The following is a 26043-nucleotide window of genomic DNA, read 5'->3' as shown; positions in this document are numbered from 1 at the left end:
TTGATAATAACCTAAACGACGTAGCGCTCTTCTTCGATGACACGTTTAGCAATTTCACGCTTTTTCTGAATAAGATCGATCGGCGTGTGGCGCGTCAGTTTTTTCAGAATCGACAGCATTGTACGCAGGCTGTCTCCTTCTTCAAGTGTCACAAGAGATTCTTTTGCAATAGCTTCAATGTTATTAAATGCTTCCTGCGTGTACACCTGCGTCATGAGAAGCTTCTGATGAGATTTTTCTTCTCCGGAAGCAGCCATCGCTTTTTCTGTACGGAGAATCATCGATTCAATGTTAAACACTTCGTTAACGATGTCTGCTGTATTGGCGAGAAGTTCCTGTTCTTTCTGCAGCTTTTCTCCATATTTCTGGGCAGCTGTCCCTGCAATCATAAGGAAAATCTTCTTCGCATTGGCAAGCAGGTAGCGCTCCTGTTCAAGCGGCTCATCACCAGCTTCTTCCGGCATCATCATCATAAGTTCTTCCTGCAGACCCTGTGCCTGTTCAAGCAGAGGAAGCTCTCCTTTCATCGCTTTGCGGAGGAGCGTTCCCGGAACGAGCATCCGGTTAATTTCGTTTGTTCCTTCAAAGATTCTGTTAATACGGGAGTTACGGTACATTGTTTCCACTTCGTACTCTGCCATGAATCCATATCCCCCGTGAATCTGCACCGCTTCATCCACGACAAAGTCGAGCACTTCCGAACCGAAAAACTTATTGAGAGAGCATTCGACAGCATATTCTGCAATTGCATTGCCGACGGCTTCTCCGTCTTTCTGCTCTTCTTCGGAAAGACTTTCAAAAGCGTCGTTAATCAAGCCTCCGGTGCGGTAAATCGTGCTTTCCATCGCATACGTTTTTGCTGCCATTTCAGCAAGTTTTTTCTGAATCAATGTGAACTTTGAAATTGGCAGTTTAAACTGTTTACGCTCGTTTGCATATTTTGCGGAAATTTCGATGGCACGCTTTGCTCCGCCGATGCATCCCACGCCGAGCTTGTAGCGCCCAATGTTCAAAATGTTAAAGGCTATAACGTGCCCCTTGCCTTCCTGTCCGAGAAGATTTTCTTTCGGTACTTTGGCATCCTGAAGAATCAATGTTCTGGTGGAAGAACCTTTTATACCCATTTTCTTTTCTTCCGGACCGACAGAAACTCCGTCATACTCTCTTTCTACGATGAAAGCGGAAAAGTTTTCTCCGTCAATTTTTGCATAAACAACAAACACATCTGCAAAACCAGCGTTCGTGATCCACTGCTTTTCACCGTTCAATACATAGTGGGAGCCATCGTCAGACAGCACGGCCGTTGTTTTTGCGCTCAGTGCGTCTGAACCGGAAGTCGGCTCCGTCAGGGCGTAGGCTGCAATTTTTTCTCCGGTAGCAAGTGCCGGAAGATACTGTTGTTTCTGTTCTTCTGTTCCAAAGAAAACAATCGGAAGAGAACCGATACCAACATGGGCACCCTGCGTCAGGGAAAAAGAGCCTGCAAGAGCGAATTTTTCGGTAATAAGAGAAGAACTGATTTTATCAAGTCCGATCCCGCCATAAGCTTCCGGCACGTCTGCACCAAGCAGTCCGAGCTCTCCTGCCTGCTTTAACAGACGGACTGAACGATCGAATTCATGATTTTCGATATACTCAATCTCCGGAAGAACTTTGTTTTTAACAAAGTCTTCTGTCGTCTTTCCAATCATCTTGTGCTCTTCTGTAAGGTCTTCCGGTGTGAAAACGTCTTCTGCTGTCTGGGATTCAAGCAGGAATCCGCCGCCTTTTACTCGTTCGGTTGTTGCCATATTTTATCATCCTCTCAAGTTTAAAGTAATTCGAACACGCCTGCGGCACCCATGCCGCCTCCGATACACATTGTGACTACACCAAACTGTTCATTACGGCGCTTCATTTCATGAATAAGGCTTAATGTCAGCTTTGTACCGGTACATCCGAGTGGATGACCAAGTGCAATCGCCCCGCCATTGACGTTAACTTTGTTATGATCAAGGTTTAGATGACGTATCACCTGGAGAGACTGGGAAGCAAACGCTTCATTGAGTTCAAACAGACCAATATCCTCAAGAGAAAGCCCTGCCTGTTTGACGGCTTTTGGAATTGCTTCGACCGGCCCGATACCCATCACTTCCGGAGCAACACCTGCCACGGCAAACGAACGGAACTTCACGAGTGGCTGCAGACCGTCCTGTTCAGCTTTTTCCCGGTCCATCACGAGAACAGAAGCTGCACCGTCACTCATCTGGGAAGCATTCCCGGCTGTTACTGTTCCATTATATGGGTTAAAAGCAGGGCGAAGCTGCCCCAGCGATTCCTTCGTTGTATCTTCCCGGATCCCTTCATCGCGGGAATGAGTCACTTCTTTTTCCCAAAGCTTATTATTTCCGTCCACTCCCCGGAGTGTTACCGGGACCGGCACAATTTCATCATCAAAACGACCGTTTTTCACAGCGTCTGCTGCACGTTTATGACTTTCAGCCGCGAAGGCGTCCTGGTCTTCCCTGGAGACTCCGTAGCGTTTAGCTACTTCTTCTGCTGTAAAGCCCATCCCCATGTAATATTCAGGAGCATTTTCCACGAGTGAGGGGTTTGGGGCGATGACATGCCCTCCCATGGGAATCAGGCTCATGGATTCTGCTCCACCGGCAATGATTGCTTCCGACTGACCGAGCATAATCCGCTCCGCTCCGTATGCAATACTCTGCAGGCCGGAGGAACAGTAGCGGTTGATCGTAATAGCCGGCACCTGCTGCGGCAGGCCTGCGAGCGCGGAAATGTTTCTTGCCATGTTCATCCCCTGCTCTGCTTCCGGCATGGCACAGCCGATAATAACGTCTTCCACACGCTGCGGGTCAAAGTTATTTGCACGTTTTAATGTTTCTTTTATGGTAACCGCAGCCAGATCGTCCGGACGGACACTGGCAAACGTTCCTTTTTTCGCTTTTCCGACAGGAGTTCTTGCTCCTGCAACTATAACTGCTTCTTTCACTTCAGATCCCCTCCTTCAACTAGTTGCGCAGCGGCTTGCCTGTTGTCAGCATATGCTGCATACGCTGCTGGGTTTTCGGCTCACCTACAAGACTGAGAAACGCCTCTCTTTCCAAATCAAGCAGGTACTGTTCATCTACTTTCGTACCGTAAGGAACACGTCCGCCTGCAAGAACAAAGGCCAGTTTTTCTGCGATTTTCAGATCGTGGTCAGAAATGTGTCCTCCGAATTTCATTGTCTTTGCCCCAAGCAGCATTGTAGCGTATCCTCTCTCCCCGACAACCGGAATCGCTTCCCGTTTTGGTGCACGGTAGCCCTGGTTATACAAGTAAAGCGCTTTCTGCTTCGCATCATGAAGAAGGTGATCTCCGTTAATACTAATATCATCCTGCGGCCGGATAAATCCGAGTCCTTCCGCTTCGTGGGCACTTGTGCTGACTTTTGCTGTTGCAATTGTTTCAAAAACCTTATTCGAAACCGCCTGAAGATCAATGTTCGTTCCTTCCGGCAGGCTGTTCACATGACGAAGGTAAAGTTCTTTATTCCCTCCGCCCCCCGGAATCAGTCCGACACCTGCTTCAACGAGACCCATGTATGTTTCCATGGAAGCCTGAATTCCTGCTGCAGGCAGGCAGACTTCCGTCCCGCCGCCGAGCGTCATCTGGAACGGAGCCGCTACGACCGGTTTTTCAGAATAGCGGATTTTCGCCATGGAGTTTTGGAACTGCCGGACAACGAGATCAATTTCCGGGAAGTTCATATCCTGCGCTTCCATGAGCATCATCATCAGGTTCGCCCCGACACAGAAGTTTTTACCCTGGTTATTAATCACGAGACCTTTGTAGTTCTTTTCCGCTTCGTCAACAGACTTGTTGATCATCTGCATGACGTCCAGGCCGATCGAATTGTTCGGTGATGTAAATTCAAGTACAGCAATATCATCGCCGATATCTATCAGTGAGGCTCCGGCATTTTTCATCACGACGCTGCTGTCTGTTTTAGTGGTTTTCAGATGAATTACTTTTTTATTTATCGCGGCATCTTTGTAGCTGCCTTCCTGATAGTAGCGGGCGTGTCCCTCGTAGAATTTCGTTCTGCCTTCTGCGAGCATTTTTTCCACCCATTCCGGAATCTCTTCTCCTTCTTCTTTCATACGGTTGACGGATTTTTCGACGCCAATCGCATCCCATGTTTCAAAAGGTCCGAGTTCCCATCCGAAGCCCCATTTCATCGCCTGATCCACATCGTACAGGGAATCGGCTACTTCATAACATTTTTCTGCTGCATAAAGCAGAGTCGGCTTTAATATATTCCAGACAAGCTGGCCGGCTTTATCATCTGCATATACAAGCGTCTGGATTTTAGCTGCTTTTCCTTTCGCCTGCTTACTCTGCTGTACGGAAGGCGCTTTCATTTTACGGCGCGGTACATATTCCATGGATTCATAGTCCAGCTCGTAAATTTCGCTGCCTTTGTCTGTTTTCTGTTTTTGATAAAAACCTTTTCCTGTTTTACTGCCCAGCATATTTTCGTCAATCATTTTTCTCATAAATGCCGGCGGGTCAAAAACTTCTTTCTCTTCCCCTTCCAGTTGTGCATATACGTTTTCCGCTACGTGCATGAACGTATCGAGACCTACAACATCCAGCGTACGGAAAGTAGCACTTTTCGGACGTCCGATCGCTGGTCCGGTTACAGAATCCACTTCACCGATCGAGTAGCCGCCTTTCATCATTTCCCTGACTGTCACGAGAAGACCATAAGTGCCTATCCGGTTACCGATAAAATTAGGCGTGTCTTTCGCTTCCACTACTCCTTTGCCGAGAACATCTTCACCAAACTGCTTCATAAAGGAAAGCACCTGCGGGTCTGTGGCGTTTGTCGGGATTACTTCCAGGAGTTTTAAATATCGCGGCGGGTTAAAAAAGTGAGTGCCGAGAAAGTGCTTCTGAAAATCTTCCGAACGTCCTTCTGCCATAGCTTCCACAGAAATTCCGGATGTGTTGGAACTGATAATTGATCCTTTTTGACGGTGTTCATCCACCTGGGCAAAAACCTTTTGTTTTATCTCCAGGTTTTCTACTACTACCTCAATAACCCAATCCACTTCCTGAAGCCGGTGCATATCGTCTTCAAAGTTGCCCGGCTCGATTAAATCCGCATTTTCCGAACGTGAGAGAGGGGCGGGCTTCTGCTTTTTCAACTTTTTCACAGCTTCTGCCGAAAGTTTATTCCGGGCTTTTTTCTTTTCCTTCGTTGCTACACTGCCTCCACTATCCTGTTCTTCCTTCGGTACGATATCCAGAAGAAGTACTGGAATTCCAATGTTTGCCAAATGAGCTGCGATTCCTGATCCCATAATTCCAGAGCCGAGCACTGCTGCTTTTTTAATATGACGTGACATGTGAAACCTCCTTGCAGTCTATTTTTGAATGAATAATCATTCATTTTTACTTTAAAAAAATATTTCCTTCGCTTCTTTTACTATATATAATTTCCTGCCGTTATGCAACAAGAAATGTCAAAAAATTTCTTCAATGATTTTTCCGTTCTTTTCTTCTCCATTAAAACAACGTCCGCTTAATTCTTTTCTCCGTTAAGTCTTATCTTTTATCTGAAAGAGGCTGGCTCAAAAGGAGCATAGAGAGAGCCTGAATAGCACGAGCGGAGCCGGACCAAGGTTTTAAAACCCTGTCATACCTGGATTTATCTGACAGGGTTTAGTCCGCGCTAAGCCGTGCTCTCTCATTTACAGGACATCCCCTTTTCGGAGTTTTGATTAAGTCGTACTAATGAATTAATTATTCCATTAGTATGAGAGCTCTCCGGCAGTCCCGCACAAAACACCAGATCTGAAAGAATGCCTGTAGACCAGCATCCCCCCCTGTCTTTAAGAAATTATATATGGGTACGTCTGTTGTCAGTCCGTGGTATATACTCTATCATTTAATGGAAAGAAAGATGCCAGAGGTGTTAATATTTTGTGGCAGTAATCACGGGGCAAACATTTGAAGCATGAGCTTGTAAGGGTTCTTTTTCCACTTGCGTGTAAACTTCTCGGGGGTGACTTCACGAATATCTTCCAGGTGAATCACCTGGCCTTCTTCTCAATAATCTTTGAACGCTTCCATTGTTTTCTGTATGATAGACACCTTCCTTATATCCTCCTTTCGCTGTCCGCAGCTCTGTATGTCCACCGAATCATTTCAATCATACCACCTTTATTTTTTCAATCTGCACAGGCAGCAAAAAAGAAGCAGGCATTCAGGGATTTCCATAAATGCCTGCTTCTTTAATATTGTCAAACGCCTTAAGTTAATGACATTAACTTAAGGTTGGGTGCTTTTAGAGAATAATAAATTATTCAGCATCGTCGTCTTCTTCTGTGTCTTCAACTGCGTCACCTTCATCTGCTGCAGTAATCTGATAAATCTTACCGTCATCAGTGGTTGCAATAAGCGCGCCATCCTCAGTTACAAGAATATCACGGAAACGTTCGCCTTCTTCCGTTAATAGACGCTCTTCTCCAACGATGAGGTCATCTTCAATTACGACACGTACAATATAGTTCGGCGCTAAACCACCGATGAACAAGTCGTTCTCCCATTCAGAAATTGCGTCGTTATCATAGAATGACATACCACTTGGTGCACTTGTTGGATCCCAATAATATACTGGTTCAACAAAGCCCTGCTCCTCGTGTTCTGAAATGCCTTCATTGACAAATTCACCACTGTACTCGAGACCATAAGAAACAATTGGCCATCCATAGTTCTCGCCTGGTTCAATAATATTAAGTTCATCCCCAGCTTCTGGACCGAATTCAACAATCCATAAGTCTTCTGTTTCAGGGTGGAAGTCCACACCTTGAATATTACGGTGACCGTAGCTGTAAATACCATCCAGTGCGTCTTCATCTTCGACAAATGGATTCGTATCTACTGCTTCTCCATCTTGTGTAATGTGAATTACTTTACCTAGGTAAGCATCCAAGTCTTGTGCACGTTCGCGGATTGGATCATCTGAACGCTCACCAGTTGTTAAGAACAGGTTGTCCTCATCATCAAAGATAATACGCCCACCGTAGTGTAAGGAACCATCATATGCTGGTTCTGCCTGGAAGATAACTTCAAAATCTTCAAGTGAAGCTTCATCTTCTGATAGAACACCTTTACCGACAGCAGTAACAGTACCACCTTCAATATCTTGAGCAAACGTCATAAATACTAATCTTGATTCGTCAAAATCAGGTGCAATGGTTACATCAAGCAGCCCACCTTGAGCTTCGTTATTTACTTCTGGTGTACCTTCGATTGGATCTGAAACAGAACCATCTTCAAGGTCTATAATAAGAAGTTCGGCTGAATCTCTCTGCGTAACAAGTAAGCGGTTTGTATCAAACTCTTCCATACCCCAGGACACACCAAGATCTTCAACAACAACTTCCTCATTAAGTTCTGTTTCAGTCTCTACTTCAGGTGCTCTTGTTTGTTCTGGAAATGCTGGTTCAAACTCAGTAACTTTTGGTTCATCTTCTGCACTTCCATCATCTTCTGCACTTTCATCAGCGCCCTCGTCAGCATTTTCTTCTGCTCCGGCATCCGACTCAGTATTTTCTTCTGTTCCAGCATTAGAGTCATCCGTTGATTCCTCGTCTGAAGTATCATCATTGCCACATGCTGCAACCACCATCACAGTAGAAAGCGAGAGAGCAAGCAGGCCGTTTCTCTTCAGTTTTTTCATTCTAAAATCAACCTTTCCATAATAAGTTTCTTAATTCTTATAACTGTACTATTACTTAAGTTGCATTTCCCTTTTTAAAAATTTATAAAACCCAGCTCTAAAGCCTGGTTTATAAACAAGGCCTGTTAATTATCCAAAATTAGACAAAACCGGACCATACTAATCCTGGAATGAAGAAAAGCTGCTATATAAGTTGAGTTAAAGCTTCCGAAACTTCCAAAACGGAAAGAGGAAAGAAAATCACCGTGGAAGGGTATGCATCATGAATATGCAATGTGAACTCGAGGAAATCCAAGAAGCGATGCGACAGACGAAAGATCGCCGAATGTTTGAACGGAACGGTACCAGGCCGTTTATTTTGTTTTTAAGCGGCTGTAAACGGTACGAGATTGCACAAATTCTCGATCGACATGTAGAAACGGTGGGCATTTACATTGCGACATATCAAAAGAACGGGCTCTCTGGACTCACCATCGGGCATTCCTCAGGAAAAACAGCGAAAGTTCTGAAAAGAAATCTTCCCTCAGCTAAATCTCATGGAGGGTTTGGGGAAATGGTTAAAAGAATCGGTGATTAATAATGTCTTCTTTCCGAATGTCCAAAAGATCACGTTGAAAGTAAGGGAATTCATCCGCGATATCAGCCACAGGCACGAAGCGATCATCGACCGTCTTTGCATGCGACTATAAATCGGATTTATATATTTAACTTATATATTTACTAATAGGAAACATTTTTAAAACCTAAAAAGCACCCCGGTAAAAACCGGAGTGCTTTTCTATGATTTATCAGGAGGATCGTTTCATGAATCCTGTGTATCGTCTGTCAATCAGCTGGCTCTCGATACGTTTCATTGTATCAAGCGCTACACCGACTACGATAAGAAGACCTGTACCACCAATCTGAACCGCTGGAGGCAGTCCTGCAAGCTGCCCGAGAATAAGCGGAAGGATAGCTACAGTCGCTAGGAAAAGCGATCCGACGAACGTCAGACGGTAAAGAAGCTTTACAATATAATCCTGCGTTGCTTTACCCGGACGCACTCCCGGGATAAATCCATTCTGTCGCTGAAGATTCTGTGCCATCTGCTCTGGATTCATCTGTACGAACGTATAGAAGTACGCAAAAGCAATGATTAAGAGGGCGTACACCACCATCCCGATTGGATTCGTGTAATCGAAAGTCTGGACGACCCACGTTGCAATAGGACTGCCTTCTCCTACGAAGTTAGCTACAGTCGGTGGGAAAATAAAGAGAGACATCGCAAAGATAACCGGGATTACCCCTGCAGCGTTTACTTTTATCGGCAGGTGGGAAGACTGTCCGCCGGTGGCACGGCCGCCGGCAGCAACCTGCTTCGCATACTGTACAGGCACTTTACGTTCTGCCTGCTGAACGTAAATAACACCTACTACCACTGCGAGAATTGCAAGTACAATCAAGGCAACAATAATTATATTCATAAACAGCTGTTCGCCCGCATCCACAATGTATATGGAATAAAGCTGCATAACACCGTTCGGAATACCCGCCGCAATACCTGCGAATATGAGGATGGAAATCCCGTTTCCAACACCTTTTGCCGTAATCTGCTCACCGAGCCACAGAAGAAATGCTGTTCCTCCGGTAAGAGTAATAGCAATAAGCAGGTATGTTGCAATGGACGGATCCGGTACAAGACCCGGCATAATGTTATTGAAACCAATAGACATACCGAGTGCCTGAACGAAAGCGATACCGATTGTTCCGTACCTTGTAACCTGTGCCAGTTTCTTGCGTCCTGCATCCCCTTCCCGGGACCACTCTGCAAATTTAGGTACTACGTCCATACGAAGGAGCTGCACGATAATCGACGCAGTAATGTATGGCATAATTCCCGTCGCAAAAATTGAGAAGTTTTCCAGTGCACCGCCGCCGAACTGGTTAAGAAAACCTAACGCTGCCAGTCCTTCAAAATCGACGGCATCAGCGTTGACACCCGGCGCCGGAAGATGCGCCCCAATACGGAATACCACCAGTATGGAAAGCGTGAATAAGATTTTATTACGCAGATCTCCTGCGCGGAACATCCCCTGTAATGCATTAAACATAAACATCTACACCTCTGTTCATTTCAAATATATACGATGCTGCACATTCGTTATGTGCTCTGCGATTTATTATCACCTGCATCTTTGTAAAGCTTTGGAACTATCGACTATTCAGAAAAATACTGCCTTATTAGTCTATCATATTCAAGCAGGAGGTGCGTGGACAATTTTACCTATCGTGAAAAAAATTTAATAACAGTCTATTAAACTTCGTATTTAGAGCCTCCGGGCGACCGAGGAGGGATCTCTCCCCTACTGAAAGAATCATGCCTAAAAAGCTGCCCTGAAAATACAGGCAGCTTTTCATCATTTATCCTATACTGATTTTCCTCTGCCGTTCTGAACAAAAAGGCCGGCTGTTCAGGACGTCTCCGCCTTCCGCACAGCTTCTTCATAGGCTTCTTTTGACTGCAGGCCGGTCATTTTGTTGTTTCCGATGATAAAAGCAGGGACGGCCTGGACATTGTCCTCCTGATGGGCACGGCGTATAGATGCCTGTCTTTTTTCGGAATACTGCCGTTCTTCAAGCGCTCTAAGGAATTTGTCCCCGGGAAGTCCACTGGCTTCTGCCAGCTCTGTCAGCACCTGGAGATCACCTATATCTTTTCCATCCTCGTAAAAAGCCTTGAAAACACGGTGGGCATATTCATTTCCCTTATGAAATTCTTTAGCAAAAAGCAGCCCTTCATGGGCGTAATGCGTATGAGGCTGTGGATCCGTCATATTCAAGTTCATCGTTACGCCTAACTTTTCTGCCAGAGGCAGGATCGACTGATGCCATGCCTGCTGGATGTAGTTACTGTGAGGGCTCAATGTTTCATGGGGATAGGGCCGGAGCTCAAAAGGCAGCCAGTCCACCTCTACGTCTTTTCCTTCTATTGCCTCAAAAAGCGGAACCTCCGCTAAATAGCAGAAAGGTCAGACGAAATCACTGTAGATTCTTACTTTTACGGTCATTGTTTTTCTCCTCTCCATATTAATGGTTCGCTCATTATAAGCGTTTATCTTTCGTAGCATTATAAACTCCTGAAGAATTATACTCCTTAAACCAGCAGCTCGTTCAGCCACGTTTCTTTACACAGGGGAGCCGGATCGATGGAAGGATCCAGACGTTTAAGCATCACAGCCGCTTCAGGTAAACTTTCCGCTTCCCTCAACAACAAAAGAAATCCTGCCGCAATACAGAGGGCATCCTTTCCGGAAGGCAGTCCGCTGATAATTATCCGGTGGCCTTCCACGTAACTGTGCTCCAGCAGCCGGACCACCTTCATTAAAGTCCGTTCACGGGATTTTTTATGTTCCTCCACGTAGGAAAGGTACCTCGTTCCGTATAAGGGGAAGGATGCCTGTTTTTCCTTCAGGGACGCCACATAATGTATCCTGTTCCGGTATACTTCTTCAAATGTACACCTGCTGCTTTTTCTGAGGACGGCACTTTTCAAAAAGGACTGAATTTCTTTCATCACCGCTGCCCCCTTAAACTTCAGCAGCCTCCTAGGAACAGACCGCCTGCTTTTTTATCTGGACGCCTGCTTTCAGTGTGCCGGTTACCGGATATACACGCAGTCCGTCCTTGTGAAACTGTTTTTTCTCTCCATGCACGAAAACTCCTTCTCTCCCGTGTTCCGTATGAATATCCGAAACTATACCGTGAAGCTGATCCAGACCGGTCCCTGTAATAAACCAATAAGGAAATGGTTCCGGCTCTCCGCTTGTTCTTTCCGGCTCCTCGTCGGAAACCGGCGGCTCTGCCTCTGCGGTATTCGTCCAATGATTAATTACATCTTCAATGACTGCACTCGCCGTTGGATACTTACCGGCACCTGCCCCTTGAAAAAGCAGCGATCCTACGATACTTCCCTGAACGTTCAGGCCGTTGTTGACTCCCTCCACCCCGTACAGAGCATGATCAGCCTCTACAAAACGCGGAGCAACAGAAGCCGCTGTGCCTTCCAGAACAGCTGTATGCTTAATTCTTCCACTGAAGGATGCTGCCAGGTGAAGATCCCTTACGTCTATCCCCCGTATACCATGCGGTTTTTCTTCTGCCCAGTCGGGATTTTTCCCATGAATCCACTGACTTAGAATAACCGTTTTATACCAGGCGTCCCATCCATCAACGTCTTTATCCGGCACTGCTTCAGCGTACCCAAGCTCCTGTGCTTCGGCAAGCGCTGCTTCGAAAGAAGTGCCTTCTTCTCTCATCTTTGTGAGTATGAAATTCGACGTCCCATTGACGATTCCTTCTATTCTTTCTATTTTATTTGTTTTCAGCGTATGGCGGATGCTTGTAAGAGCCGGAATACCGCCTGCAACCGCAGCTTCAAAGTACAGCCGTGCATTATTAATGGCCGCAATATATAAAAGTTCCTCCCCGTGCAGAGCCACCAGCTCTTTGTTGGCTGTCACTACAGTAATTCCTTGTTTCAGAAGTCTGCGGACTACAGGATAAGCTGTTCCGGCATCCGGGGAAACTTCCACCACCGTATCTATATTTTGTTTAAACAGCTCTTCGATATCATCTGTGACCTGTGTCTCCGGATGTACGTTCCTGCTCCGATCGGTATCCTTTACGATGACCAGTGGAATGGAAAATGAGCCGGCCAGCCGCTCAATTTTTCTCACTTCTGCTTTCATTACTTCGTAAACACCACTCCCGACCGTACCAAATCCTACTAATGCCAGCTTTTTCTGTCCACTCATCAATGATACCCTCCTCTTTTATCTATCCGGCCGGTCTCTTCCGGCTCGTCTGGTTATTCGAACAATGTTCTTTCATACTTTTAAGTCTGCTTCATATAGAGTCCGGCTTCTGAGGGCCTCTCCACAAAAAAACAAAAATCCCCCTATCTGAAAAAGATAGAGAGACTAAGAATAATAAAATATTCCGCTCTCTCATCTTTCAGAACACAATTGTATTCTGCAGGATTTGGCACCTTCCAGGAATTCACCTGATGGTTGCCGCGGGTTCTTCGGGCCAGTCCCTCCGCCGCTCTGGATAAGAGAATTATATTATTTTTGCAGAATCCATGCCCTGCCGGCTGAACTCTGTTAATAAATATGAGTTGTTAGAATATTAACACTCTGCAGCTGCAATGGTCAATCACTTTTTTAAGTACTATAAAAAAGTTCGCTATTATTTACGAACACAAAAAAGAGCAGGCAGAAACGCCCCTGATTTACCGGGACGTCTTTCTGCCGGGCTCTTCATCTTCGAATGCATATGCTCTACAAACGAGGAAATTCCAACTGTTCTGCACCGGGGTGACCGGTGGAGTTTTCACCTTTGTTAGTCGAGGTCGGCGTCGGTTACCGCCCCTTTGGCAGACGAGGAAACGAGGCGGGCGTACTTCGCGAGAATGCCTGTCTTGTACCTCGGCTCCGGAGCAGTCCATGCTGCTTTCCGACGGCTCAACTCTTCTTCGTCCACGTGCATGTTAATTTCCTGAGTGTCACTGTCGATAGTAACTTTATCTCCTGTCTGAAGCAGACCTACCGGACCTCCCATGGCTGCTTCCGGAGAAATATGGCCAATAACAAACCCGTGGGAACCACCGGAAAAACGTCCGTCCGTCATGAGAGCGACTTTTCCATTGAGTCCACGGCCTACAATCATTGCCGTGATAGACAGCATTTCCGGCATCCCCGGTCCGCCTTTCGGCCCGACATTTCGGATAACGAGAACGTCTCCCTCTACAATTTCTCCGCCTTCAATGGCAGATGTCGCGTCGGCTTCGCTGTCGTATACTTTCGCTTTTCCTTCAAACCGGCTGATTTTCTGTCCGGACATTTTAGCAACGGCGCCTTCCGGTGCGAGATTACCTTTCAGCACGACAAGCGGCCCCGTTTTTTTGAAAGGCTTGTCAAATGGAAGAATAACTTTCTGTCCTTCTTTCAAGTCCGGTACTTCCTCCAGGTTCTCCGCCATCGTTTTCCCGGTAACTGTCAGGCAGTCGCCGTGGAGAAGCCCTTCTTTCAGAAGTACTTTCATTACGGCAGGAACGCCCCCTACTTCATAAAGGTCCTGCATGACGTATTTACCGCTCGGCTTCAGATCAGCAATGTGAGGAACCTGTTTTCTGATCCGCTCAAAATCATCGAAGTCCAGTGCTACTCCGGCAGAGTGGGCCATCGCCGTCAAATGAAGAAATGCGTTCGTGGAACCACCGAGTGCCATAACTACTGTAATCGCATTTTCAAAGGCTTTCTTCGTCATAATATCGCGTGGATAAATATCTTTTTTCAAAAGATCGATGACGAGTTCTCCGGCCTGACGGCATTCTTCTTCTTTGTAGTCGTTGACAGCAGGAGTGGAGGAAGAGCCGGGAATGCTCATCCCGAGAGCTTCTACAGCAGAAGCCATCGTATTGGCTGTATACATGCCTCCGCATGCGCCGGCACCGGGACAGGCACTGCATTCTACTTTATGCAGCTGTTCCTCATCGATCAGCCCTTCCTGATACTGGCCGACCGCCTCAAAAGAAGAAACAATGTCGATATCTTCCCCATTAAGTTTACCCGGAGCAATTGTTCCGCCGTATACGTAAACGGCCGGAAGATTTAAACGCCCCATGGCCATAACACAGGCAGGAGTTGTTTTATCGCAGCCCCCGATAGCAACAACCCCGTCCAGACGCTCCGCTCCTACGACCGTTTCGATAGAGTCGGCGATCACTTCCCGGCTCGGCAGGGAGTAGTTCATCCCTTCATGCCCCATCGCGATGCCGTCTGCAACCGTTATAGTGTTAAAGATCATCGGTGCTCCGCCGCCGGCTGATGCGCCGGCTTTAGCTTTTCGGGCCAGATTATCTATATGTACGTTGCATGGAGTTACTTCACTCCACGTACTGGCCACCCCGATCATCGGTTTTTTAAAGTCTTCATCTCCAAACCCGACCGCGCGGAGCATAGAGCGGTTAGGTACTCTGTTTGCCCCTTCACTGATTACTTTGCTGCGGATCCTCAGATCTTTTTCTTCACTCATCTTCTCGTCATCCTTTCCTGCTTTCGGTCAAATACTTGCTTGAACTATAACCTTTATCTTAACTACTTTTACACACTGATGCAATGAGTTTTCAGAATTCACTTCGTATTCAGACAGGATGCGTTCATATTTGCACCAGCTCTGCTGGAAAGGTAAACTTAGAAACAGATGATTGATTTGACAGACGAAGGAGTGAAGCTTCATGAGTGAAGCAGTACAGCAGTATTTAAAAGAGCATGAAGAAAGGTTATTAAAAAAGCTGGGAGACTTCCTGGCCATTGACAGCATCAGTACAGATCCATCCAAAAAAGAAAGTATGGACGAAGCAGTCGTCTTTTTAATGGATTATTTACATGAGATCGGATTTGACCTTGTAGAACGACGGGAAACTGGAGGTCATCCTCTCGTGTATGCAGAATACAGCCAGGCAGCGGAGGGAGCGCCGACTGCACTTTTTTACGGTCATTATGATGTGCAGCCGGCCGACCCGTATGAATTATGGGAAACACCACCGTTTTCTCCAGCAGTGCGTGATGGAAGACTGTTTGCCCGCGGGGCCAGTGATGACAAAGGACAGGTATTCATGCACCTGGCCGTATTTGAAGCGATGATGCAGACAGAGGGACGCCTGCCCGTGAATGTAAAAGTTATTATCGAAGGAGAGGAGGAAATCGGCAGTGAAAACCTGTACAGCTTTTTAGAAGATAACCAGGAACTGCTGAAAGCAGATTTTTCCCTGATTTCCGACTCGGGTATGGTGGATAAAGGAATTCCAACTATTCTTTACGGACTGAAAGGTTTTACCGGTCTTGAAGTAACAGTAAAGGGACCAGACCGCGACCTTCATTCCGGTCTCTACGGTGGAGCAGTTAAAAACCCGGCAATGGCACTCGCCCAGCTGCTTGCCTCTATGAAAAATACGGAGGAAACTGTAACGGTTCCCGGTTTTTATGAGGGGATAGAAACCCTTACCGGTGAAGAACGTAAGCTTATGAACGAGGCGCCGGGAGAGGACTATCCTGTTTCCACCGGCATTCCGTAAACAGCTTCTGAAAAAGGCTTTACCGCAAAAGAGCATACGATGGCAAGACCGACTCTCGAAGTAAACGGCATTTTTGGCGGCTATCAGGGGGAGGGGACGAAAACCATCATTCCTTCAGAAGCAACGGCCAAATTGACGTGCCGTCTCGTTCCCGGCCAGGAACCGAAACAGGTGCAGGACGCTCTCGTGGCTTTTATTGAAAAGAATCTGCCTGCCGGTGTAACAGCCGAAATTAAGCGGGAAGCACTTGCTGCCCGTGCGTATAAAGTAGATCCAAACCATCCGCTTCTTTTGAAGGCAGCGGACAGCTATGCCGAAGCTTTTGGCAGAGAAACAGTATTTGTTCGTCTCGGCGGTTCTATTCCGGTTGTAGAAACGATCGACAGTCTCTTCCAGATACCTGTCGTTCTTCTCGGCTTTGGCACCCCCGAAGATAACCTCCATTCACCGAATGAAAGCTTTCCGCTGGAGCATTTTGCCAAAGGCATGGATGTTTTAACCCGCTTTTACCAAAGTGCCGGCAGAATGTAGTCGGCCTCCTCTGCTCTTTCAGGATATTCCTGAAATCACTGTGGGCTGCCTGAGTAATTCCAGACTGAGCGCTTTATCATTATTTAAGAAGTCTGTCCAGCTTCGGCTGGACAGACTTTTCAGTTTGTTGATTAAATGATCGGTGGCTAATATTTATTCCAGTCGTTGTATAAGCTCCTTCTCTTACCGAGCCTGCCGTGGGGCTGGTCTTCAGCTGTTTGGCCTGCGCCGTGGTCTGACTGCGCTGCGCCTCCGCCGTGTCGGAAAGAAAACCATCTCTTTATTGGAGAAAACAGCTTTATAAAGAGAGATTTTTCATCGCAAAAAACCTTTTTTAATTTCCCTGCAGCAGCCGCAGGGACGACTCCTGGGCGATAAAGGACGAGGCGAAGATCCATTTCTTCCGAGCATTGGGAGGAAGAAATTAGCTGAGCCCGGCCCTCCCGGAAAGCGTCCCGGGAGGCGAACGCTGGGTAGTGTATATCCATACATGAAAAAATACTTTATCAACAGACTTTTATAGCGGAGGCGCACTCCCTCCGCGTATATTGAACAGAGATTACTCTGAAAGGAATGTTTATTATGAATCAGGCCTGGATGGTCGGTCCGGTGCTTATCCAGCTGTACATGCTCTTTGCTGTGGCAGCGTTCGCTGCAGCTTTTGTTCTTCTGCGTTATTTTTCTCCTTTAAAAGAAGACCTGCCCGCACGGGACGGCGTACAGAATGCGTACCTGTGGGGGCTTTTTACATTAATTTTCAGTACAGGACTGTTCCAGCTTCCTCTGCTTTTCCGGGATCCACTTGTTGTGCTCAGTTATCCTTCCGGCACCAGAGAAGCCGCTGCAGCTGTTATCGTTATGCTGACTGCTGTACTTTATGACATGCGGAAAAAAGGCACGAGTGCAGCCTCACTTATATCCGGTATCGCATTTGTGCTGTTTTCAGCAGATATTGTTTATACCTTCCTTACACAGCCGGCCGGTGTGGATATATCCTGGCTTCCGGTTTCCCATCCTGCTGCTTTATATTCCATGATTGTGTCTTTTATCGGCCTGGTTATGCTTTTCCGGCTCAAGGAGAATTCAGGAAGCTTTTATATTCTCTCCGTATGGATGCTGATTCAGTTTTTAATCAGCCTGGTGGAACGGCTGCCTCATTTATTTCTCGTTACTGTGCAGCCAGGATTTTATATTTTTGCTGGTGTTTGCATATTAGGCTTCGGAACCGTTATAAACCGACTTCAGCGGCAGACTTAATTTCCGGCTGCTGCTTTCTTTTTCACACCGCTGTTCATAACAGGAAATATCAATTTTAAAAGCTGCAGTAAGGATTTATAAACACTGTTTCAGGGAAACTGCATCTAATAATAACTGCGCGCTGCTTCAATCATCTTGTTTTTAAGCCTCCAGAGATCCACAGAAAGGTCGACATAATACACCTGCGGATTACTTTTTCTTTTATGTTCTTCCCAGAAACGGCTTAACGCCTTTTCCCTGTAGCTTCTTATTTCCTGTATATCCGGGTGGACCGTAATCTTTTTTCCTTTCTCTATGACTTTTTCCTGGAGTTCTACCGCTTCGTAATCTTCCACTGTTTTTTGTTTCCATGTATAAATGGGATCAAACAACAGGAGGTTTCTGCCCTGCTGCGGGACTTTTTCATCAGCGAGAGCTATATAATCTCCTTCCACTCTGCCGGTTCTGCTGTTAAGAATCCGATACGGCTTTTTTCTGCCGGGAGTAATAATTTTTTCTATGTTATCCGAAAGCTTTATTCTCGGTCTTCTTTTCCCTTCATCTTCCACTTCCACAAGTTTATAGACCCCGCCTAACGATGGCTGATCGAAAGCGGTAATCAGCTTCGTCCCGACCGCATACATATCTATAGCTGCTCCCTGACTTTCCAGCTCGGAGATAATATATTCATCCAGGTCTCCTGACGCAGCTATTTTAATGTCCGGAAATCCACTTCCATCCAGCATTTTACGGGCTTCCTTCGATAAATAGGCCATGTCTCCGCTGTCCAGCCTGATCGCATCCACCCTTTTCCCCCGTTTTTTCAGCTCTTCTGCTGTTCTGATGGCATTGGGCACGCCACTTTTTAATGTATTAAATGTGTCAACCAGCAGTACAACGTTTCCTTCGTTTTCCTCGGCATACGCCATGAATGCCTGCTGTTCTTTTTCAAAACTTTGTACAAATGCATGAGACATAGTTCCGACAACAGGTATATGAAACATTTTCCCTGCTTTGACGAGTGAGGTGCCTTCCATCCCGCCGATAGCAGCAGCTCTCGCCCCATAGAGTGAGGCCCCGGGTCCATGCCCCCGCCTGGCTCCAAAATCTACTGTCTTTTTTTCACCGGTTATCTGCTTAATCCGGGAAGCTTTCGTTGCAATAAGCGTCTGATGGTTGAAAATATTTAAAAGAGCCGTTTCAATCAGCAGCGCTTCAACAATCCGTCCCTCCACTGTCAACACCGGTTCATTCGGGAAGATAATCTCTCCCTCTTTCATCGAATATACGTCCCCGGTAAAACGAAAGTCGCTTAAAAGGTCGGTGAATTCTTTCTTAAATCCGAGAGACTTGAGATATGCTATATCTTCCTCTGAAAACGAAAGTTGCGTTAAATAGTCTATTATCTGTTCGAGACCAGCGAAAACGGCATAGCCATGACCGAACGGCAGGCTTCGAAAAAACATATCAAACACAACTTTCTGATCCTGAAGCCCTTTTAAAACATAGGTCTGCATCATTGTCAGCTGATAAAGGTCTGTATGAAGTGCCATATCTTCGTAAGATTTCATTTCTTAACACTCCTTTTCGTAGTATTACCTTTTTTCAAACGGTTTTTTTCCAGGAAGTTTATGATTTCTAAATTAATTTATATCAGTATACTACATATATTTGGTTATTATGATTTTCTTTTGGCTATTTGCTGGAAGAAACCCTACTTTCCCGGTGTCATAATGGTATTCCTCTTCCATTGAAAGTTCCTATGAGTCTGCTATACTACTCTGCGGGACGTCCCTCCAATAAACATACACATCCAACAACAGGAAAAAGGAGAGATTTGATGAAAAAGTATTACTTAACCGCAGCAGCAGCAATTTTTCTTACAGGATGCGGAGCTGAAGATCAATCAGACGTAAATGAAAACCAGAACAACAACATGTCAGAAGAAGAGCCGGAAAACAACGAAGCAGACAATGTACAGGAAGAAAATGATGAAGAGGCTGAAGTGAATGACGACTCTTCAGAAGAAGAAGAGAGTCAGGCAGCTGTCATTGCCCACCGTGGAGCAAGCGGCCACGCTCCTGAACAAACGATGCCGGCTCTTGAAAAAGCGATTGAAATGAACGCTGACTGGCTTGAACTGGACATTCAAATGACGTCTGATGGCGAGCTTGTCGCTTTTCACGATGATGAAATTGATCGTACGACAGACGGAGAAGGTGAAATCGGTGATCATACGCTCGATGAGCTGAAGGAGCTTGACGCCGGTTCCTGGTTTAATGAAGAATATCCGGATCAGGCGGATGAAAGCTTTGAAGGAGTGGAAATTCTGACACTCGAAGAAATCTTTGAGGAATTCGGGGACTCCGAAAATTATTATATCGAAACAAAATCCACTTATTTGAATGAGGACATGGAAGAACCGATGGTGGAACTGATCGAAGAATACGGCTTTGATGAATCAGGGAATATTATTATTCAGTCGTTCCATCAGGACAGCCTGGAAGAAATAAAAGAGTTGAATGACTCTATCCCACTCGTACAGCTTCTCTGGTGGGAAGTGGATGAAGAAACCGGCGAAATGGAAGAGTGGCTCGACATTACGCCTGCCCCTGATGACATGACGGAAGAAGACTTTGCTGAGATTGCTGAGTACGCTGACGGTATGGGGCTTCATCTTGAGTACTATGACGGTACGGAAGTCATTGATGAGTCCTTCGTACAGACTGCACGCGATGAAGGCTTCGAGGTTCACGTTTATACTATTAACGAAGAAGAGGACATGGACCGTCTGCTCGACTGGGGGGTCACCGGCCTTTTCACCGACTATCCTGACCGTATGCAGAACGTGCTTGAAGAAAGAGAATAAAAAAACTGCAGACAAGTCCTGTTAATAAGGGCTTGTCTGCAAGTGTGTTGATTAAGTCCTGCTTTCAAAATAATAATTTCAGCGTAATAGCCCCTCCTGCACTCCCCGGCGGAAGCTTGCCGTGGGCTTGTCTTCAGCTGTTTGCCCTGCGGCCATGGAAAAGGATCTTCCGACTTCGCTTATTCCCACCGGCGTCCCCGCCGGACGTTCCGGAGGGAAAACCTCTCCTGAATGGAAGAAAGGGCGGAATCAATACGTTTTTTAGAAGAGAAACCTTCTTTTTATTTTCCTGCTGGAGCTGCAGCAGGTGACTCCGGGGCGATGAAGGACGAGCAGAAGATCCGTTTGGGAGGAAGAAATTAGCTGAAGCCGGCCCGCCCGGAAAGCGCCCTGTGGAGGCGAAAGCAAAGAACCGCCTATCTATACTAAAAAAGCACTTGTTCAACAACCTGACAGAAAAGCCCTGTTAATAAAGGCTTGTCTGCAGCTTTTTATTTTATCTTACAGCGGAACAAACTTTCAGCTGTCTCCTCCGCGGCCCGCTGACTGGCAGCGGAGTTCCCTGTAATATCAACAGCACTCAAACATAAAAAAACCACCATAGGCTATGTATGGTGGAGACGGCGGGAATTGAACCCGCGTCCAGAGATAACGTGACTTACGCTTCTACGAGTGTAGTTGATTTATTATAATTCGCCGATACTTCAGCCAATCAACGGGCTTCCGTATGGCTAACCTGATTGGTCTCTTCTGTCTTTCCCCAGGTGGAGGAAAGACAGCGTATCCCACTTAGAGTGAGTCCCTTATACCTTCACGTGGGTGATGAAGGGAGGAACCGCAAGCAGGGTTGTTACGCCGCTGCTAGTGCGAAGTTTTCTTCTTGTTTGCCAACTATAGGCGTGTGAGCGTTTTTACGAGGACACTCAGCTCGACTCGCCACGTAAGTCCGACCTATCCCTGTCGAATCCAGAACGTCCCCTTGAAATTAAGAACGTTAAGGAGAATATTTCCCTTAACTCTATTACTAATTATAACACACCTGTATATACAGTCAAGCCGTCAGCGTCCAAGCTGGGCATCTTTCATTGCACGCTGAATATCCCGTTTTGCATCCTTCCGCTTCAGGTCTTCCCGCTTATCATATTTCTTTTTACCTTTACCGAGTCCGATAAGCAGTTTGGCTACGCCGTTTTTAATGTACATCTTAAGCGGCACAATAGTGTAGCCTTTCTGCTGGGTCTGACCGATCAGCTGATTGATCTGCTTTCGGTGCAGAAGCAGCTTCCGCGGCCGGATAGGATCATGATTATAACGGTTTCCCTGCTCATACTCACTGATGTGCATGTTGTGCACCCAGACTTCGCCGTTGGAAACTCTCGCAAATGCTTCCTTCAAGTTTACCCGCCGGTTCCGGATGGATTTGATTTCAGTGCCTGTCAGCACAATTCCCGCTTCAAAGGTTTCTTCTATATGATAATCATGATTGGCTTTTTTGTTCTGCGCAATCTGTTTTCCTTCTGTGGCCATCTTTTTCCCCCCTCTGCAGTTGTTCAGGGACCGGAAGCACCGGTCCCTATGCTCCCTATTTTTTCTTTTTCGCTTTATTACGCTGCTTTTTCGGGAGATTTTCGTAAAAAGCTTTCTTTTTCTTTTTCTTCGGTCCTTTTCCTTCTTTACCCTGCTTCAGATCGATGCCTTTTCCTTTTTCCTTCTTTTCTTTTTTTGCTTTTCCTTCACCTTTGTTTGTTTCAATAACCCGCGGCGTTTCTTTCCGGCGGATTTTACGCGGCTTCATACCAATTACTTCAAAATCAATAACCCGCTCATCCACGTTGACGTTCGCCACGCGGACTTCAATTTCATCGCCGATACGGAACGTATTGGCAGTACGCTCGCCGGTCATAATATAATTGGACTGGTCGAAATGATAATAGTCGTCCGTCAAATAGCTGACATGGACGAGTCCTTCGATCGTATTCGGCAGACGTACAAACAGTCCAAAATTTGTCACACTGCTTATAATGCCCGAATATTCCTCGCCGACTTTATCTTCCATATACTGAACCTTCTTAAGCTCATCTGTTTCGCGCTCAGCATCTTCTGCCCTGCGTTCCATTTCCGAGGAGTGCTTTGTTATTTCCGGAAGTTTTTCCTCCCACTTTTCCACGGTCTTCCTGCCTGTTTTCCCTTCGATCAAATAGGTTCGGATAAGACGGTGGACGATGAGGTCCGGATACCGGCGGATCGGTGACGTGAAGTGCGTGTAGAATTCCGCTGCCAGACCGAAGTGGCCGACGTTTCCTGGATCATATTTTGCCTGTTTTAACGAACGGAGCATCATCGTATTGATTACCGTTTCCTCTGATTCTCCTTTAACACTTTCCAGCAGTTCCTGCAGCGCCCTCGGATGAACAGAGTTGGAAGTTCCTTTTACTACGTAACCGAAATTCGTAATGAACTCGAGAAACTGGTTCAGCTTCGCTTCATCCGGATCTTCGTGGATACGGTAAACAAACGGAAGCTTCATCCAGTGAAAGTGCTCGGCTATCGTTTCGTTTGCAGCAAGCATAAATTCTTCAATCAGCCGTTCGGCTACACTTCTTTCACGGATAACAACATCTACAGGATTACTTTCTTCATCCACGAGCACCTGGGCTTCCTTGAAGTCAAAATCAATGGCTCCCCGGTCGAAACGTTTTTTGCGGAGTATCGCTGCAAGGTCCTCCATATTTTTAAAGAAAGGAACGAGAGACTCGTAGCGTTTTGTTACTTCCTCGTCTTCTTCTTCTAAAATTTTACGGACGTCCGTATAAGTCATCCGCTCATTCGTCCGGATGACGCTTTCGTAAATGTCGTGGTTAACGACTTCCCCCTGAGGTGTAATTTCCATATCACAGGAGAGCGTCAGGCGATCCACCTGCGGATTCAAAGAACAGATGCCATTGGAGAGGCGGTGTGGAATCATCGGTATGACCCGGTCCACTAAATAGCTGCTCGTTCCTCTTTCATAAGCTTCCCGGTCAATCGGGGAATTTTCACCGACATAGTGGGAAACGTCTGCAATGTGTACTCCGAGAAGATAATTCCCATTATCAAGTCGTTTCACCTGAACGGCATCATCCAGATCCTTCGCATCCGCTCCATCGATCGTAACGATCGTTTCCTCCCGGAGATCCCGGCGGTTTTCCAGATCTTTCGGGTCAATCTCATCCGGCACCCCGTTAGCCTGCTCGATCACATCATCCGGAAATTCTCCCGGAAGTCCGTGTTTATGAATAACAGATATAATATCTACTCCCGGATCGTTTTTATGGCCGAGAATTTTTGATATATGCCCCTCTGCATTCATGCGTCCTTCTGCATATTTGGTTATTTCCACAACAACTTTGTGGCCGTCTACAGCCCCAAGTGTCTGGTTTTTCGGAATGAAAATATCGGAAGGGATGCGCTTGTCATCAGGGATAACGAATCCAAAATATTTGTCATCACTGAACGTACCGACTGTTTGTGTTGTTCCACGCTCCAGTATCCGGATGATTGTTCCTTCCTGACGGGCGCCTCCCGATTCCTGCTGCAGGCGTACAAGTACTTTGTCCTTATTCATCGCCCCGTTTAATTCGCCCGGTGCGACAAAAATATCCTCTTCCTGGTCGTCTGTTTTTATAAAGGCAAACCCTTTTGGATTCATGATTACTTCTCCCCGCATCAAGTTCATCTTCTGCGGAATACCGTAACGGTTCGTTCTTGTTCTTACGAGCTCTCCTTCTTCCTCAAGCTCGTTCAGCAGTTTCATGCCTTCTTTAAAACGTTCGGCATCCTCAAGGCCTGCCTCTGCTTCTATATCTTTCATGGAAAGCGGTTTATCCGCTCCTTTAATTATTTCCATAATGAGGTCTTTTGTAAGTTCCTGCATTACTGGTCTCCTTTCTGTATACGAGACCCTTCATGGGATGGACAGTTATTCGCTCCAGTCCAGTCCTTCAAGAAATTCGTAAATGTCTTCATTCAGCTGGTCTCGTTCTTTATCAAGTGTTATTACGTGGCCTGATTCTTCATACCACTTTATATATTTTTCTTCTGCTTCTACTGAGTCATAAATAATATTGGCACTCTCTGTATCGATAACATCATCTTTGCTTCCCTGCGCAACAAACGTCGGCGCATAAATCGTATCGATATGTTTCCGCACATCCTGGTTCATGTCAATCAGGCGGCGGATCGTGTCCATCTGTGTTCCGTCAAAGGCTTCCATCTCTTCTTTTATCTGTTCGTCGGACTTCTGCTCGTTACGCTTATATTTTTCAGCGTATTCTGCGACTCCTCTGCGAAGTTTATCTTCGTCCTGGGGTATCATCGGTGAACACATAGTAAAAAGACCTTTCACCGGCTTCGTGTACCCGAGTTTCAAGGAGTATACACCCCCGAGGGAAAGTCCGCCGACAGCAATTTCTTCATGTCCGAGCTCTTTCAAATAATCGTATGCTTCCTGAACGTCCTTCCACCAGTCTTCCGGACCGGCCTTTACAAGCTCCTCCGGCGGCACCCCGTGGCCTTTCATATGGGGTGCATGACACGTATAGCCGCGCTTGTTCAAATATCTTCCAAGCATTCGCGTATCCGCAGAGTTTCCAGTGAATCCGTGCAGAAGAAGAACCGCTCTCGGTCCCCCTTCAAAAGTGAATGGTTTCGGCTGCGCTATCTTCATCATGACGTTTTCTGCTCCTTTTATCATCATTTTCGGAACCGGCAGGAGTCTTTAAAAAAGAATCAAGCTTTTTTAAAAAAGCTTCTTTATCGCTGCCGTACCATATATAGTGTTTTGCTTCCTCAAAAAAGTAAATTTCTTTATCTTCCGAGCGGATGTGTTCATATATATATTCTGCGCTTCGGACCGGCACAAGCCCGTCTTTTTCCCCCTGGACAATTAACGTCGGGACATTAATATCATTCAGGGCGTGACGCAGTTTCTTTACTAGTTTAGTGAATTCCACCGCTGCGGATACCGGGGTTCTTCTAATTTTTTCCCGGTAAAACCGGTATATGTCGTTTTGATCCAGTTCCCCGCGTATTCCTTCGAGGAACCATCCTTTCAGGTCTTCGGCAATCTGCTTAGGGTTCAGGTAAAAAACGGCGGAGGAAATTAATACAAGTCTGTCTACCGGGTACCTGGCGGCCAGATAGCCGGCAATGACTCCTCCCATGGAAAAACCGATAATATATACTTCGTCACACCGTTTCATCAGTTCTTCCAGGGCCACCTGTGCTTTATACACCCATGCCCGGTAATCGGCGTCGCGCATCGATTCTCTCGTCCCGTCATGACCGGGGAGTTCGGGGGTGTAGACGAGCCAGGATTCTCCGGCAAAATGGTTCTGGATGTCTTCTACTTCCTTCGGGGCACCAGTAAAGCCGTGTATAATCAAACAGCCAATCATTTTTCATCACCTGTTCCTGTTGTATTTGTCCCTGGCTCTTTACATTATTCCCGAATTACCTCCTCGTTAACCGGGTTCTCCGGGGTGAATTCTCCGCCTGTTTTTTATACACAAAAAAGCA

At 46.3% G+C, this 26043-nt stretch carries 16 protein-coding genes, 1 other RNA gene, 2 pseudogenes and 1 riboswitch; of the genes and pseudogenes, 4 read left to right on the top strand and 15 right to left on the bottom strand.

Annotation, left to right across the window (positions count from 1 at the left end):
- Positions 1-11 precede the first annotated feature (11 nt).
- The 4 genes from C6Y45_RS08885 to C6Y45_RS08870 all read right to left on the bottom strand — a co-directional run bounded on the left by C6Y45_RS08885 (position 12) and on the right by C6Y45_RS08870 (position 7735).
- Positions 12-1790 carry an acyl-CoA dehydrogenase family protein gene (locus tag C6Y45_RS08885; protein WP_107584871.1) on the bottom strand — a complete coding sequence of 593 codons (1779 nt, stop codon included), beginning with the start codon at positions 1788-1790 and terminating at the stop codon, positions 12-14.
- 20 nt (positions 1791-1810) lie between these two features.
- A complete protein-coding gene (locus tag C6Y45_RS08880) occupies positions 1811-2992 on the bottom strand; it encodes an acetyl-CoA C-acetyltransferase (RefSeq protein ID WP_107584870.1) in 1182 nt (393 codons plus the stop codon).
- 19 nt (positions 2993-3011) lie between these two features.
- On the bottom strand, positions 3012-5396 hold the full coding sequence (locus C6Y45_RS08875) for a 3-hydroxyacyl-CoA dehydrogenase/enoyl-CoA hydratase family protein (RefSeq protein ID WP_107584869.1): 2385 nt from the start codon (positions 5394-5396) through the stop codon (positions 3012-3014).
- Positions 5397-6352: 956 nt separating this feature from the next.
- Entirely contained in the window at positions 6353-7735 is a 1383-nt protein-coding gene (locus C6Y45_RS08870) for a PQQ-dependent sugar dehydrogenase (RefSeq protein ID WP_107584868.1), read from the bottom strand.
- A 262-nt stretch (positions 7736-7997) separates the two neighbouring features.
- On the opposite strand from C6Y45_RS08870, the gene C6Y45_RS17195 reads away from it, so the two are divergent.
- Positions 7998-8312 carry a COG3415 family protein gene (locus tag C6Y45_RS17195; RefSeq protein WP_146159166.1) on the top strand — a complete coding sequence of 105 codons (315 nt, stop codon included), beginning with the start codon at positions 7998-8000 and terminating at the stop codon, positions 8310-8312.
- A 211-nt stretch (positions 8313-8523) separates the two neighbouring features.
- On the opposite strand, the gene secY is transcribed toward C6Y45_RS17195, so the two are convergent.
- The 5 genes and pseudogenes from secY to ilvD all read right to left on the bottom strand — a co-directional run bounded on the left by secY (position 8524) and on the right by ilvD (position 14809).
- The gene (secY, locus tag C6Y45_RS08865) at positions 8524-9825 is read right to left on the bottom strand and encodes a preprotein translocase subunit SecY (RefSeq protein ID WP_107584867.1); all 1302 of its coding nucleotides are present in this window, start codon (positions 9823-9825) and stop codon (positions 8524-8526) included.
- Positions 9826-10185: 360 nt separating this feature from the next.
- Positions 10186-10731, bottom strand: a pseudogene (locus tag C6Y45_RS08860) (DsbA family oxidoreductase); the annotation flags it as partial.
- 137 nt (positions 10732-10868) lie between these two features.
- A complete protein-coding gene (locus C6Y45_RS08855; protein ID WP_160058260.1) occupies positions 10869-11291 on the bottom strand; it encodes a hypothetical protein in 423 nt (140 codons plus the stop codon).
- A gap of 28 nt (positions 11292-11319) precedes the next feature.
- Positions 11320-12528 (bottom strand): homoserine dehydrogenase, encoded by a 1209-nt coding sequence (locus C6Y45_RS08850; RefSeq protein WP_107584864.1) that lies wholly within the window; start codon positions 12526-12528, stop codon positions 11320-11322.
- A 189-nt stretch (positions 12529-12717) separates the two neighbouring features.
- Positions 12718-12830, bottom strand: a riboswitch (SAM riboswitch).
- A gap of 284 nt (positions 12831-13114) precedes the next feature.
- Entirely contained in the window at positions 13115-14809 is a 1695-nt protein-coding gene (gene ilvD, locus C6Y45_RS08845) for a dihydroxy-acid dehydratase (protein WP_107584863.1), read from the bottom strand.
- A gap of 202 nt (positions 14810-15011) precedes the next feature.
- On the opposite strand from ilvD, the pseudogene C6Y45_RS08840 reads away from it, so the two are divergent.
- A pseudogene (locus C6Y45_RS08840) lies at positions 15012-16382 on the top strand (dipeptidase).
- 582 nt (positions 16383-16964) lie between these two features.
- Positions 16965-17639, top strand: a complete 675-nt coding sequence (locus C6Y45_RS08830; RefSeq protein WP_107584861.1) for a hypothetical protein — start codon at positions 16965-16967, stop codon at positions 17637-17639.
- A 104-nt stretch (positions 17640-17743) separates the two neighbouring features.
- Here C6Y45_RS08830 and C6Y45_RS08825 read toward each other — a convergent pair whose 3' ends face one another.
- The gene (locus C6Y45_RS08825) at positions 17744-19189 is read right to left on the bottom strand and encodes a nicotinate phosphoribosyltransferase (protein ID WP_107584860.1); all 1446 of its coding nucleotides are present in this window, start codon (positions 19187-19189) and stop codon (positions 17744-17746) included.
- Positions 19190-19458: 269 nt separating this feature from the next.
- Here C6Y45_RS08825 and C6Y45_RS08820 point away from each other — a divergent pair, with 269 nt between their 5' ends.
- The gene (locus C6Y45_RS08820) at positions 19459-20487 is read left to right on the top strand and encodes a glycerophosphodiester phosphodiesterase family protein (RefSeq protein WP_107584859.1); all 1029 of its coding nucleotides are present in this window, start codon (positions 19459-19461) and stop codon (positions 20485-20487) included.
- Between the two features lie 612 nt (positions 20488-21099).
- On the opposite strand, the gene ssrA is transcribed toward C6Y45_RS08820, so the two are convergent.
- The 5 genes from ssrA to C6Y45_RS08795 form a co-directional block, all read right to left on the bottom strand.
- Positions 21100-21466, bottom strand: a transfer-messenger RNA (tmRNA) gene (gene ssrA / locus C6Y45_RS08815).
- A gap of 80 nt (positions 21467-21546) precedes the next feature.
- Entirely contained in the window at positions 21547-22014 is a 468-nt protein-coding gene (smpB, locus tag C6Y45_RS08810) for an SsrA-binding protein SmpB (protein WP_107584858.1), read from the bottom strand.
- Between the two features lie 55 nt (positions 22015-22069).
- Positions 22070-24400 carry a ribonuclease R gene (gene rnr, locus C6Y45_RS08805; RefSeq protein ID WP_107584857.1) on the bottom strand — a complete coding sequence of 777 codons (2331 nt, stop codon included), beginning with the start codon at positions 24398-24400 and terminating at the stop codon, positions 22070-22072.
- Positions 24401-24445: 45 nt separating this feature from the next.
- Complete coding sequence (locus tag C6Y45_RS08800) at positions 24446-25192, bottom strand: alpha/beta hydrolase (RefSeq protein ID WP_107584912.1); 747 nt, start codon at positions 25190-25192, stop codon at positions 24446-24448.
- Positions 25158-25922: an alpha/beta hydrolase gene (locus C6Y45_RS08795; protein WP_107584856.1), complete on the bottom strand. Its 765-nt coding sequence runs from the start codon at positions 25920-25922 to the stop codon at positions 25158-25160. Before C6Y45_RS08795 ends, C6Y45_RS08800 begins: the two co-directional genes overlap by 35 nt.
- Positions 25923-26043 lie beyond the last annotated feature (121 nt).

Origin of the sequence: Alkalicoccus saliphilus (genome assembly GCF_003044065.1) — a bacterium.
Lineage (GTDB): Bacteria > Bacillota > Bacilli > Bacillales > Salisediminibacteriaceae > Alkalicoccus > Alkalicoccus saliphilus.
Note: the sequence above shows the minus strand (reverse complement) of the source record. Positions and strands in the feature narration are given on the sequence as shown.